Genomic DNA, 12582 nt, shown 5'->3' on the forward strand with positions numbered 1-12582 from the left:
GAGACGCGGCTCCGGAACCATGATCCGGGTCGCGATGGTGCCGCAGCCGCGGCTCGCGGAACGCCTGAGCGACTCACCATGGGGCCTCTACACGTACCCCGTCGGCCGCGAGCGCGGCGCGCACGGCGCGCGCCATCTCGACGGCGGCGGGCGAATCGCCGTGCACGCACAGCGAGGCGGCACGGACCTCGACGAGCGCGCCGTCGACCGTCTCGACGACGCCGTCACGAACAAGGCGCCCGGCGCGGTCGGCGACGGCATGCGGGTCTGCCAGCAGGGCGCCCGGTCGCCCGCGGGGCACGAGTGCGCCGGAGGCGAGGTAGCCGCGGTCGAGGAACGCCTCGATGAAGAAGGGCAGTCCGGCCGACGCCGCCGCCCGCTCGATCTTGCCGGGGAGCCCCAGGATGGGCAGCGCGTGCCCGAGGCGGGCGCCGAAGTCGGCGACGGCGGCGGCCACGGCATCCGCCTGCGCCTCGTCGACCGTGATCGCGTGGTACAGCGCGCCGTGGGGCTTGACGTATAGAACGCTCGCGCCCGCCGCGGCGAGCGCGTCGAGCTGACTGCCGACTTCGGCCCTCAGCTCGGCGCGGTCGGGGTCACGCGCGACGCGCCCGAAGTTCGCCCGATCGGCATAGGACGGATGCGCCCCGGCGGCGACGCCGAACCGCACGGCGCGGGAGACCGCCGCGCGCATGGACGCGGCATCCCCCGCGTGCCCGCCGCAGGCGATGCTCGCGCTGGAGACCACGGCGAACATCGCCTCGTCATCGGCCGTCGGCACGCCGTCGATCGTCTCGCCCAGGTCGGCGTTGAGGTCTATCGCCTGCTCTCCAGCCACCATGTGCTCCACGGTAACGCCGCGGGGCGTGCACAACGCAGGATGGATGCTCGACCCGGGCGACCTCATCCCCGGAATCACGCGGAGCCGACGCCGGAGCGAGGTCGCTGATCCTGCGTTGTGCACAGGTCCGCGCACTCACCGCCGCACCGGCTACCGTGGAGCCATGGCCCGAGCCCGACACGAGCCGAGCGAACACCCGCAGGCGCGGCTGTCCGATGGCACGCTGGCCCGCATCGTCCCCTCGGGCTTCACGACGGGGTTCGAGCTCGACGTCGACGGCACTCCTCAGTCGCACGTCGACCTCGACGACCCGACGCACCTGCACTTCGAATACGTCGCGCGGATGGGGGCCGTCATCGACAGGCTCCGGATGCCGGGGCAGCCCTTGACCGCCGTGCACCTGGGTGCGGGCGCGCTCACGATTCCGCGCTACATCGAGGCCACGCGTCCGGGTTCGCGCCAGCAGGTGATCGAGCTCGAGCAGGCGCTGATCGAGCTCGTGAAGACGAATCTGCCGCTCCCCCGGGGAGCTGCGATCCGCACCCGCATCGGCGACGCCCGCGAGGGCCTCGGGCGGCTTCCGGATGCGCTGACAGGCGCCGTCGACCTGCTCGTGTCCGACGTCTACGCGGGTTCGCAGACCCCGGCTCACCTCACCACCGTCGAGTTCTACCGCGCCGCGGCCGCGCTCCTCGCACCCGACGGCGTGCTGCTGGTCAACGTCGCCGACGGCGCGGGTCTGGCGTTCGCCCGGCGGCAGGTCGCCACGGTGCGCACCGTCCTGCCGCACGTCGTGGTGCTCGCCGAGGTGCAGGTGCTCCGCGGCCGGAGGTTCGGCAATCTGGTGGTCGCCGCCTCCGCGGGGCCGCTGCCGACCGAGTGGCTGCCGCGGCTCATGGCGGCAGGCCCGCACCCGGCGAAGGTCGCCCAGGGGGCAGAGCTCGACGAGTTCGTGCGCGGCGCGCGGATCGCGACCGACGCCGATTCGACGCCGTCACCCCGTCCGGCCGCATCCCTTTTCGAGCGCTGACCCGATCCACCCGGCGTGTGCTCGGCGGTCTCGGAGACCCGCACGGCACACTGGAGGAGCGAGCCGATTTCGCGCGAAGGGAGCAGGCGATGAGCTATATCCGCGGGTACGACCCGGAGACGCTCCGGGAGCTGGTGGATGCACGCGAGTGCAAGGACCGGCTCGACGAGATCGGCGAGCAGCGCAGCCTGCCGGCGCTCCTGGAGCGCGTGTGGCTGCTCAAGGTGCTGGGCCGCCTCGAGGACGCACTGGTCATCTCGGAGCAGTCCGTGCGGGTGGCCCGCATGGCCGGCACACGGAAGGATCTGCTGCGTGCGCGCATCCTGCACGCGTCCGTGGAACAGCAGCGCGGCGCGTTCGCGGTCGCCGAGCAAGAGCTCACGACGTGCGCCGCCGAGGCCGAGGGCAAGGGATGGTCGGGCATCGCCGCGTTCGCCCTGCAGCACCGCGGCAAGGTGTTCTACGACGCCGGCGACTACGACGCCGCCCGGGCGGACTTCAAGCAGGCGCTGTTCCTGCGGCAGGACTCCGGGGTGCCCGACGCGCAGCTCGAGTCGACGCTGCACGCGATCGAAGCGGCGGACCAGCGGCGGATGCGCGCGTCGGTCGCCAGCTGAGCGCGCGATCCGTCGATGTCGTAGATATGTTCTAGTCTCGCAGCATGTCGGAACTTCACCGTGTGCGCCGCTGGGCCGAAGCCCTCATCGACGCGCATCTGGATGCCTCGTGGTCGTTCTCGTTCGACAACGCCAAGCGTCGCGCGGGCCTGTGCGACTACACGAACAAGCGCATCAGCGTCTCGCGCTACCTGGCGGCGCGCTACGACGACGACACCAACCACCAGACCCTGCTGCACGAAGTGGCCCACGCCTTGGCCGGCGCGAAGGCCGGGCACGGCGCGAAGTGGAAGTCGATCGCGGACGGGCTCGGCTACGTCGGTGGAGTGACGCATAACGGCGAGACCGCGACCGAGCTCGCACCGTGGATCGGGCGGTGTCCCGCGGGGCATCTGGCCTACCGCCACCGCAAGCCGACGCGTCCCGCCTCGTGCTCGAAGTGCGCACCCCGCTTTGACGAGCGATTCCTGTTCGACTGGAGCAGGCGCGAGATCACGCCGGCCACGCGGCTGGCGGCGCTCACCCCGCGCTGACAGGAGTCACCCGGCGCTGACGACAGGCAGAAGCTCCGGGGTGAGCCGCACGAGCACACCGTCCCGCAGCAGCGCGACCGCGTCGGTCGCATCGATTTCTGCTGCAGCGAGAACCTGCTCCCGGTCGCCGCGCTCGATCAGCTCCTGCCCCGAGCCGGACGCGGTGAGCAGGTGGCGCACCGCCCGCCGCATGCCCCGGAAGCCTTCGCCCGCGACTGCCGCCTCGGGCGACGAGTGGTCGATGCCCCGCGCCGACAGCGCGTCGATGATCGCGCCGGCGCCCAGGTGGTCCTCGACCGCGAACCGCACCGGCCCCGGCAGCTCGCGCCCGAGCCGTTCTCCGCAGGCGATGAGCGCGATGCTCGTGCGGGCCCCGCGCCCTGCCTGCACCGCGGTGACGGCGGTGGCCACGGCGGTCGCGTTCCGCAGGCACCCGAGCATCACCACGGCACCGGATGCGGCGGCCGCCGCCGCGACCTGCGCACCGTTGACCGAGACGGCCAGGGCGGTGTCGTCCAGCGGCACGCTCTCGCCGCGCGCGACGGCATCCGTCACCGTCGTGGAGAAGCGCAGCACGTCCACGACGACCACGACGTCCGCCGGAGCGAGCCTGGCCAATCCGTCCAGGCCCCACTCGAGGCGCACTTGGTATCTGAGCTGGTCGAAGGGCTGCGACGGCATCCCGCCAGCCTAGAACCGGACTCGTCAACCCGTCTCGCTGAAGGCGGCGCGGTGCGAGACTGAGGCATGCGCATCCTCCTCAAGTTCGTGATCGACTGCGACGCGGACGCCGCGTGGCGCGCCGTCCACTCGCCCCGCGCCGTCGCCGAGCTCTACGGCCCGCTCCTGGCGCTCGCACCCGTCGAGCCGGACGGTCTTCCCACGACGTGGGGTCAGGGCGATGAGGTGGCGGTGAATCTGTCGCTGGCGGGAATCGTGCCGATGGGACGGCAGATCATCCACGCGACCGATCGCTTCGTCGAGCCGGACGTGCGGATCTTCCGCGACAGCGGCATCCCGCTCACCGGCGCGCTGGCCGCGCTCGACGTGTGGGATCACCAGATGGCGATCGCACCCGCACCCGGCGACCCGACGAAGACACTGTGGCGCGACCGGCTGGTGATCGGCGGCCGCGCCGCGCCCGTTCTCTGGCCCGTGCTGTGGAGCATGTGGCAGTGGCGCGGAGCGCGGATCAGGGCGATGGCGCCGACCTGGGCCTTCGACCCGCCCGCCGCAGGCGACGGCGAGCCGGCCTGAGGCCCACCTGCATCACGGGGTCGACGCCGGGGATCATCCTTTCCGTCTGCAGGGAGCGATGTGACGGGTGTGGCCGGTGGCATACGACACGCCGCTCGCGGCGACCACCTCCCTGCAGACGGCTCGTGACCACGCTCGTCCTACTCCGCGAGGGCCGCGATCGGCGCGACGCGCGTGGCCAGGCGCGTCGGAACGACGGCAGCGACCAGCGTCAGGACGGCGGCAGCCACCACCATCGCGCCGAGCACGGGCAGCGGCATCGCAGGCGCGACGAGCGTGCCGTGAGCCGGGGCATCCGGGTTCAGACGCAGCGATCCGAGCAATGACTGGGCTCCCGCCCACCCATAGCCGATGCCGAGCACGAGGCCGGTGAGCACCGCGGCGACCGTGATGTGCGTGGCCTCCAGGAGCACCATCCACCGCACCTGTCCGCAGGACTGACCGAGGGCCCGCAGCAGTCCGAGTTCACGGCGGCGCTGCACGACGCCGAGCGTGAGCAGGTTGATCAGGCCCACCGCGGCGATCACCGCACTCACGGCGATCACAGCCGTGACGATGGCGGTGAACGCGTCCATCCCCGCGGTCATCTCCGGCGGCAGCTCTCCGCCGGCGGAGGCGGCCAGCACCGCCTTGGTCGAGTCGAGCGCCACCGCGAACATCGTGATCAGGGTCACGCCGATCACCAGCCCCATCGCCATGCGCGATGAGCGTTCGGGGTTTCGCCGGGCGTTCTCCGCGGCGAGCCGAGCGGGAGCCGAACGCCCGAGCGCGCGGCCGATCAGGCTCAGCACGGGCGGCATCAGCAGGGTCGAGCCGAGGATCAGCCCCGAGAACGAGAGCAGCCCGCCGGCGAAGGCGATCAGCACCCCGAACGGCGACGCCAGCCCGACCACGATTCCGAGGCCCAGCAGCGCCGCACCCGCGACGAAGACCACGACGGCGGCGACATTCCTCCCGGTTCGCCGCGCGAACGCCGCGTGGGGCTGCTCGACCGCGCCGCCGAGCGCCTGCAGCGGCGTGACCGAGAGCACTCTGCGGGACCCCGCCCACGCCGAGAGCCAGGTGGTGACGGCCACCACGGCGGCGGGAATCAACAGTTCGCCGCGCACCAGGGTGTACGGCACGTCCGCCACCCCGAGCAGCGGCCCGCCGGCAGCGATCAGCGCGGCGGCGAGCGCCGTGGCTCCGGCAAGGCCGAGCATCGCGCCGATCAGGCCCACCAGCAGTCCCTGGGTGGCGACCTCGCGGCGTTGCGATCGCGCGGATGCTCCGATCAGCCGCAGGAGGGCGATGCGCCGTGTACGACCGGCGACGACGGTCGCGAAGGTGTTGGCCGTCACGATCGCGCCGACATAGACCGCGATTCCGAGGAGAACCCCCGACATGATGCCCAGCACGATCGCCATGGTCGCACTCCCGGTGAGGGACGGGTCGGCGTTCAGGATGGCGCTGATCCAGCCCGTGGCGGTGATGAGCAGCACGCCGAGCGCACTGGAGAGAGCGGCGACCAGCACGCTCGCGCCCATCCCCCGCTCGCGAAGCCATGCCGATGGCGGAGCCGAAGCGCTCGGGATCCGACCGCGTCCGACCGTGGGAACGACGACCGCGCTCATGCGGCGACCTCTGCCTGGAGCATGTGGGCCGAGATCTCCTCGGGGCTCTGCCGCGGCTTGTCGGCCACGAGCCGGCCGTCGCCGAGGAATAGCACCCGGTCGGCGAAGCTCGCGGCGACCGGGTCGTGCGTGACCATCGCGATCGACTGGCCGTGGTCGCGGCTCGCCGCCTTCAGGAGCGCGAGCACTTCGCGACCGGAACGCGAGTCGAGGTTGCCGGTCGGCTCATCGGCGAACACCAGATCGGGTGCGGTACCGAGAGCGCGGGCGATCGCGACGCGCTGCTGCTGGCCGCCGCTGAGCTCGTGGGGCCGATGGTTCAGCCGCGGCCCGAGGCCGAGCGTGTCGATGAGACCGTCGATGCGCGCGCGTTCGAGCGCGCTCGGGCGCCGCCCGTCCAGATCGAACGGCAGCATGATGTTCGCCCGGGCATCGAGGGTGGGCACGAGGTTGAACGCCTGGAACACGAACCCGACGCGACGCCGGCGCAGGACCGTCAGCTCGAGGTCGCTCAGCCCGGTGATCTGGGTGTCGCCGATCCACGCGATGCCGGAGGTCGGAGCATCCAGCCCCGCCATCACATGCATGAGCGTGGACTTGCCTGAGCCCGACGGTCCCATGATCGCGGTGAATTCGCCGCGGCGGATGCCGACCGACACGGCGTCGAGCGCGCGTACGGTGCCGTCGCCCTGTCCGTAGGACTTGGTGAGCTGTTGAACTCGGGCCGCCAGGCCCAGGTCGGAGGAGGAGATCTGCATGACTGCGACGCTACGGACGCAGCGCCGTCCGCTGCGTCGGCCTCGTGGGGCATCCGCGTACATCTCAGGGATGACCTTGCCCCATCGAGGGCGCGCCCGGAGCGGGATGCCCCGGCTCAGCCGCAGCGCGCGAGTCCCATGCCCACCTTGAGCCGTACCACCCGGGTGACGGCCGCGTCGACCTTCGCCTCGAAGGCGGGGTCCGCCGCCATCGCCGCGACGAGCGAGTCGGCGAACGGCGCCACGGCCGCCGGGTCGGCGGTGAGGGCGATGTCGCCGCCCGCTCCGATGAAGCGCGTGGCGCGCTGCTCGACCGGTGTGGCCGAGACGGCGGCAGCGACCCCGATGTCGTCGCTGATGACGACGCCGTCGAAGCCCAGACGCGTGCGGAGCAGATCGGTCACGACGGCACGCGAGAAGACCGCCTCGTCGGCCGGATCGAACTGCGTGTAGACGGCGCTGCTCATCATCACGACCTTCACGTTCGCGCGGATGCCCGCCTCGAACGGCCCGAGGTCTGCCGTCGTGGTCACGGAGTCCGTCGTGCCCTCGTCGGTGTCGTCCGTGTTGCCGGTCACTCGCCCGAGACCGGGGAAGTGCTTCAGAGCGGTGGCGACGCCCGCCTGCGTCATGCCCCGCACGAAGGCGGAGACATGGGATGCGGCGACAGCCGGGTCACCCGAGAACTGCCGGTCGTAGCCGCCGATCGGCGGATTGGCGGACCCCAGGGCATCGGGCACGGTGTCGGCGATCGGAGCGAGGTTGAGGTTCACGCCGGCGTTCGCGAGCTCGCCGCCCCAGCCGCGAGCGGAGTCCTGCAGGGCGGCGGGGTCGAGCATGCCCTGCTCGACCCCGGACGGGATGTCGGAGAATCCCTCGCCGCGGAGCTGCTGGATCTGCCCGCCCTCCTGGTCGGCCGCGATCAGGAGACGGATGCCGTCGGGCGCCGTCGCCGGCTGCAGCTGGGTGGTCGCCGCCTGCACCGCCGGCATCCCCTCATCCCATCCCCCCAGCAGCACGACTCCCCCGACGTGATGCTGCGCGAGCAGGGGGACGAGCCCTGCGGGATCGGCGCCCGCGTCGAGCGCGACCATGATGAGCTGCCCCGCGCGCTCGGCGGGCGCGAGGCGCTGCACGATCGCCTGGGCGCAGCTGAGGGTCGGGGTGGGCGTCGGGGTGGAGGTCGCCGACGGTGTGAGCGACGTCGGCGCGGCCGAGACATGGCGTTCGGGAGCGCAACCGGTCGCGAATGACGCTGCGCCGGCGAGCGCGGCGACGACCGCGAGCGAGCGCACGACGTTTCGGACCATACGGTCCAACCTACGTCGCGAACCGAGGTCGGGCCGGCTCAGGTCAGGCCGTGCTCGAACGCGAAGACGACCAGCTGCACGCGGTCGCGCAACCCGAGCTTCATCAGGATCCGACTGATGTGGGTCTTGACGGTGGCCTCGGAGAGAAACTCCCGCGCCGCGATCTCGGCGTTGGACAGGCCCTGCGCGGCCAGGGCGAAGATCTCTCGCTCGCGCTCGGTGAGGGAGGCGAAACGGGACGGGACGGGGCGGGGCGCTGCGTCGGCGAAGTGCGCGAAGAGGTCGCGGGTGGCGGATGCGGCGATCACGGCAGACCCGGCGTGCACCGTGCGGATCGCCGCGAGCAGGAACTCGGGATCGGCGTCCTTGAGGAGGAACCCGCTCGCCCCCCCGCGGATCGCCCGTGCCGCCGCCTCGTCCAGGTCGAACGTCGTGAGCATCACGACCCGTGGCGGGTCGGCGTCGGTGAGCAGCTCGGCGGTCGCGGCGAGGCCGTCGAGCACCGGCATCCGGATGTCCATGAGCACGATATCCGGACGAGCCCGGCGCACGACATCGATGCCCTCGGCGCCGTCCGATGCTTCGCCGACGACCTCGAGATCGGGCTGCGAGTCCACGAGCATGCGGATCCCGGCGCGGAACAGCGCCTGGTCGTCGACGAGCACGACCCTGATCGACGGGCGTGCACGTGCCGTCTGGCCGCGTTCGCTCATCGACCGGCTCCGATCGGCAGGGCGGCATGCACGGCGAATTCGCCGCTCTCGACACCGGCGCGGAGCGTGCCGCCGACGAGACTCGCGCGCTCGGCCATCCCGATCAGCCCGTGGCCCGACCGATGCGGCACGGCGCCGTCCGGAACGCGGTTCCGCACACCCAGCTCGACCCGGTCGGGGTGCCAGGCCTGGGTGACCGCGACCGCACGTGCGTCACCGTGCCGCAGCGCATTCGTGAGGGCCTCCTGCAGGATCCGGTAGACGGCCAGCTGTACGCCCGCCGGAACCTCGGCCCGCGGCATCGGGTCGATGTCGACCGTCACCGCCACCCCCGCCGCGCGCACCTGGGCGTACAGGTCTTCGAGGTCGGCGAGCGTCGGCTGCGGACCGTCCGCCTGACTGTGCCGGAGCTGGGTCAGCAGCAGCCGCACGTCGGCCAGGGCAGCCCGCGCCGTCGTCGAGATCGTGGCGAGCGCGTGGACCGCGACCTCGTCGGGTGCGGAGCCGTCATGGGCCGGGGAGGATGCCGCGGCGTACCGCGCCCCGTCGGCTTGGGCGATCACGACCGCGAGCGAGTGGGCGACGACGTCGTGCATGTCACGTGCGATGCGCACGCGTTCCTGCTCGGCCACGGCCTCCGCCTCGGCGCGCTCCTGGGCGGCGCGATTCTCGCGCGCCCTCGTGGAGGCGCGGACGAGGGCGCCCGCGGTCCAGGCGAGCAGCAGGGCGAAGGTCGCCGCGACGAGCGTCACGGCCGCGACCGAGACGGTCGCCAGGCTCAGCCCGCCCTGCACGAACGTCGTGGCCAGGACCAGGTACAGCGTGATCACGAGCGCGCCGAGCACGGCCGACGCGAAACCCGCCCAGAACAGCCAGCGCCGGCCGTAGGCCGCGGTGACGTACAGCACGGCGAAGATCGCGATGTTGCTCGGCATCGGGTTGAGCCCGAGCCCCATCTGCATGATCGCGCCCGCCCAGGCGATCCCCAGCGCGAGCGCGGGTGAGAGCCGGCGCACCGCCAGGGCGCCGGTCATGAACAGCGACACCGTGACGCCCCAGATCAACGGCTGGCCGCTCGAGACCGGGAACATCACGAAGCCCGTGATCGCGAAGAACGCGGCGGCGGCGACCCCGTCGATCGTCAGCTGGTGCGGTCGGAGGGCGCGGAACACTCCTTCACGCTACGCGGAGCGGGATGCCGCAGCATCCGTCTGCAGATGTATCCGGCTCACACGGCGCGGGCTCAGGACGACGCCAGCGCGATCGGCCGGTTCTCGTAGAAGGTCTGCAGCACCACCGTCGTCCTCGTGCTGACCGATGCGGCCAGGCGCACGTCGCGGATGAGAGCCTCGAGATCGCGCGGCGTCGCGACCCGGACGAACAGGATGTAGCTCGCGTCACCCGCGATCGAGTGACAGGCCTCGATCTCGGGAAGGTGCTCGAGCAGCTCCGGAGCGTTGTCGGGCTGCGAGGGATCGAGCGGGGTGATCTCGATGAACGCAGACAGGGGCTTTCCCACCGCTTCGGGATCGAGGATCGCGCGGTATCCGGTGATGACGCCGCTGCTCTCGAGTCGGCGGAGCCGGGCCTGCACCGCCGATACGCCCAGCCCGACCCGCTCCGAGAGGTGGGCGAGCGTGGCGCGCGGATCCCGCGCGACCTCCGCCACGATCGACGCGTCGACAGAATCATCCATGACATGGAAGAATATCGTCAGCTTCGGCGTTTCGCCGGAATGTTTCCGTCAGTTCTTCACGATCGGAGGCTCTCATGCCATTCAGCCCCGCCACCACCGGTGCGATCGCGGCCATCGTCGGCGAGCCCGAGGTTGTCGAGGACACCGCCGTCGAGAACACCGCCGCGTGGCTGTCGCTCAAGCACGCCGCCACGGCGTTGCAGGCGCTCCAGGTGAAGGACGGTTCCGTTCCGGATGCTGCGCATCACCCCGACGCGCGTGCTCACGTCGCCGCGATCACGGCCGCGATCGACGAGCTGCGACCGCGGTTCGCGCACGACGACGCGTACCTGCGCGCATCCATCGCCGATTTCGGTCGCTGGGCGGACGAGGGCTTCGGTGTTCCGGACTTCCTCGACTCGCTCGTGGCCTTCCAGCCGCAGGAGCACCGGATCGCCCGGCTCCGCCACCTCGTGGTGTTCCCGATGTACACGCAGAACGGCTCGCAGAACCGCTTCGTCGAAGCGCTGATCGCCGAGGTCATCTGGCCCGACTTCATCGCCCGGCTCGAGGCGGGCGACTACGGCAACAAGCTGTTCGTCTCGCTTCGCCTGATCGATTTCACGCCCGGCTACGACACGAACTCGGCCGTGCTGTTCCCCGAGACCGTCGCGATGCGCGAGATCCCGGCGTTCACGTGGGGCGCGATCTTCCAGGATCGCGAGGCGGCGCGCTTCCGCCGCGTCGTGCAGGCGGCGGCCGCGATCACGAAGCTCGAGCTGCCCGCCGACGCCGCGCGGATGCTCGACGACCAAGAGCTCACGGAGCAGACGTTCGTGATGTGGGACATCATCCACGACCGCACGCACATGCGGGGCGATCTTCCCTTCGACCCGTTCATGATCAAGCAGCGGATGCCGTACTTCCTGTACTCGCTCGAAGAGCTGCGGTGCGATCTGACGGCGTTCCGGGAGTGCGTGGCGATCACCGCACGACTGCGAGCGCGCGTCGGGGCCGGCGAGACGCCGGACGCCGTCGAGGCCGAGATGCTCGATCACGCGGTGCTGGTGCAGTACGCCGTGATCTTCGACCGCATCTTCCGGTTCGCGATCACCGGCTCGCGCGTCCGCAACTACGACGGCCTGGGCGGCCAGCTGCTGTTCGCCTGGCTGCACCAGCGCGGCGTGCTGCACTGGACCGACACGTCGCTCGCGTTCGACTGGGAAGGCGTGCCGGCGGCCGTCGTAGCGCTCGGGGATGCGATCGACGAGCTGTACTGGCGGTCGATCGACCGGCCGAAGACCGCGCACTGGCTCGCGGCGTACGACCTCGTGCGCGGCACGCTGACGCCGAACCCTGCGTCGGCGTGGGCACGCGGCCTGCCCGACGATGTGCTCGCGGGCGCTCCCAAGGGATACACCGACGCCGTGATGGATGACGAGTTCCCACTCTCGATGTTCTACGAAGCGCTGGAGAAGAAGATGCGCCCCGTGATCGAGTCGACCGCCGGAATCCGCTCCACCGATGGCTGACCTCACGGGGCGCACCGTGCTCCTCGCCGGCGCCACGAGCGCGAGCGGACTCGCGGCGGCCCGCGCCCTGGCTGCGGCCGGGGCGCGGGTCGTGGCGGTCGGGCGTGACCCGCGCAAGCTCGAAGAGCTCGGCGCGGAGGTTCCCGGCATCCGCACCGAGGTCCGCGATCTCGCCGACGAAGAGGATGTGCGCCGCCTGGCGGAGCGCGTGCGTTCGACGGGCCCGATCGACGGTCTGCTCCACCTGGTCGGCGGCTGGCGGCGCGGAGGCGGGCTGGCCGGGCAGAGCGACGAGGACTACCGCTTCCTCGAGGGCTCGTTCACGGCGCTCCGGCACGTGAGCCGCGCGTTCGACGCCGATCTCAGGGCATCGGATGCCGGGCGCCTCGCCGTCGTCTCGTCGACCGCGGTCGCCCGGCCCCTCGCGGGTGGCGCCAACTACGCCGCGGTGAAGGCGGCGACCGAGGCCTGGACGCGTGCGGTGGCGCAGGGCTTCGCGAAGGCGGCCCGGGATGCCGGTGAGCCTCTGCGGGCAGCATCCGTCATCTTCCGGGTGAAGGCCCTCGACGGTCTCGAGGATCGGCTCGCGACGTCTTTCGTCGGGTTGTGGTCGGTGGATGCGGCCGACATCAACGACACGGTCATCGAGGTCGCCTGACGGCTCGCATCGGCGCCTGACGGCTCGCATCGGCGCATCCCGTCA

The 12582-nt window shown here is 71.6% G+C and carries 14 protein-coding genes; 6 read left to right on the forward strand and 8 right to left on the reverse strand.

The annotated features are described in order from the left end of the window. Window positions 1-73: 73 nt before the first annotated feature. Window positions 74-841 carry a 5-oxoprolinase subunit PxpA gene (locus F6B43_RS10540; protein WP_150448890.1) on the reverse strand — a complete coding sequence of 256 codons (768 nt, stop codon included), beginning with the start codon at window positions 839-841 and terminating at the stop codon, window positions 74-76. A 163-nt stretch (window positions 842-1004) separates the two neighbouring features. Here F6B43_RS10540 and F6B43_RS10545 point away from each other — a divergent pair, with 163 nt between their 5' ends. The 3 genes from F6B43_RS10545 (at window position 1005) to F6B43_RS10555 (ending at window position 3021) form a co-directional block, all read left to right on the forward strand. Beyond that, on the forward strand, window positions 1005-1871 hold the full coding sequence (locus F6B43_RS10545) for a spermidine synthase (protein ID WP_150448891.1): 867 nt from the start codon (window positions 1005-1007) through the stop codon (window positions 1869-1871). Between the two features lie 89 nt (window positions 1872-1960). After that, window positions 1961-2488 (forward strand): tetratricopeptide repeat protein, encoded by a 528-nt coding sequence (locus F6B43_RS10550; protein ID WP_150448892.1) that lies wholly within the window; start codon window positions 1961-1963, stop codon window positions 2486-2488. Between the two features lie 44 nt (window positions 2489-2532). After that, window positions 2533-3021 (forward strand): SprT-like domain-containing protein, encoded by a 489-nt coding sequence (locus tag F6B43_RS10555; RefSeq protein WP_150448893.1) that lies wholly within the window; start codon window positions 2533-2535, stop codon window positions 3019-3021. A 6-nt stretch (window positions 3022-3027) separates the two neighbouring features. Here the strand turns inward: F6B43_RS10555 and F6B43_RS10560 are convergent, their stop codons facing one another. Next, window positions 3028-3702: a 2-phosphosulfolactate phosphatase gene (locus F6B43_RS10560; protein WP_150448894.1), complete on the reverse strand. Its 675-nt coding sequence runs from the start codon at window positions 3700-3702 to the stop codon at window positions 3028-3030. A 66-nt stretch (window positions 3703-3768) separates the two neighbouring features. Here F6B43_RS10560 and F6B43_RS10565 point away from each other — a divergent pair, with 66 nt between their 5' ends. Next, entirely contained in the window at window positions 3769-4278 is a 510-nt protein-coding gene (locus F6B43_RS10565) for a hypothetical protein (RefSeq protein ID WP_150448895.1), read from the forward strand. Between the two features lie 140 nt (window positions 4279-4418). Here the strand turns inward: F6B43_RS10565 and F6B43_RS10570 are convergent, their stop codons facing one another. The 6 genes from F6B43_RS10570 to F6B43_RS10595 form a co-directional block, all read right to left on the reverse strand. Further along, window positions 4419-5891 carry an ABC transporter permease gene (locus tag F6B43_RS10570; protein ID WP_343030089.1) on the reverse strand — a complete coding sequence of 491 codons (1473 nt, stop codon included), beginning with the start codon at window positions 5889-5891 and terminating at the stop codon, window positions 4419-4421. Continuing rightward, window positions 5888-6649 (reverse strand): ABC transporter ATP-binding protein, encoded by a 762-nt coding sequence (locus F6B43_RS10575; RefSeq protein WP_150448896.1) that lies wholly within the window; start codon window positions 6647-6649, stop codon window positions 5888-5890. The genes F6B43_RS10570 and F6B43_RS10575 overlap by 4 nt, the downstream gene beginning before the upstream one ends. Window positions 6650-6765: 116 nt before the next feature. Next, entirely contained in the window at window positions 6766-7959 is a 1194-nt protein-coding gene (locus F6B43_RS10580) for a glycoside hydrolase family 3 N-terminal domain-containing protein (protein ID WP_150448897.1), read from the reverse strand. 38 nt (window positions 7960-7997) lie between these two features. After that, window positions 7998-8672, reverse strand: a complete 675-nt coding sequence (locus F6B43_RS10585) for a response regulator (protein WP_150448898.1) — start codon at window positions 8670-8672, stop codon at window positions 7998-8000. Continuing rightward, complete coding sequence (locus F6B43_RS10590) at window positions 8669-9844, reverse strand: sensor histidine kinase (RefSeq protein ID WP_170285619.1); 1176 nt, start codon at window positions 9842-9844, stop codon at window positions 8669-8671. The genes F6B43_RS10585 and F6B43_RS10590 overlap by 4 nt, the downstream gene beginning before the upstream one ends. 71 nt (window positions 9845-9915) lie before the next feature. Then, window positions 9916-10368 (reverse strand): Lrp/AsnC family transcriptional regulator, encoded by a 453-nt coding sequence (locus F6B43_RS10595; protein ID WP_150448899.1) that lies wholly within the window; start codon window positions 10366-10368, stop codon window positions 9916-9918. A gap of 74 nt (window positions 10369-10442) precedes the next feature. Here F6B43_RS10595 and F6B43_RS10600 point away from each other — a divergent pair, with 74 nt between their 5' ends. Beyond that, window positions 10443-11879, forward strand: coding sequence for a DUF6421 family protein (locus F6B43_RS10600; protein ID WP_150448900.1), 1437 nt, complete (start codon window positions 10443-10445; stop codon window positions 11877-11879). Beyond that, window positions 11872-12537, forward strand: coding sequence for an SDR family oxidoreductase (locus F6B43_RS10605; protein ID WP_150448901.1), 666 nt, complete (start codon window positions 11872-11874; stop codon window positions 12535-12537). The genes F6B43_RS10600 and F6B43_RS10605 overlap by 8 nt, the downstream gene beginning before the upstream one ends. The last annotated feature ends 45 nt before the right edge of the window (window positions 12538-12582 follow it).

It is taken from the genome of Microbacterium rhizomatis, assembly GCF_008710745.1.
Taxonomy (GTDB): domain Bacteria; phylum Actinomycetota; class Actinomycetes; order Actinomycetales; family Microbacteriaceae; genus Microbacterium; species Microbacterium rhizomatis.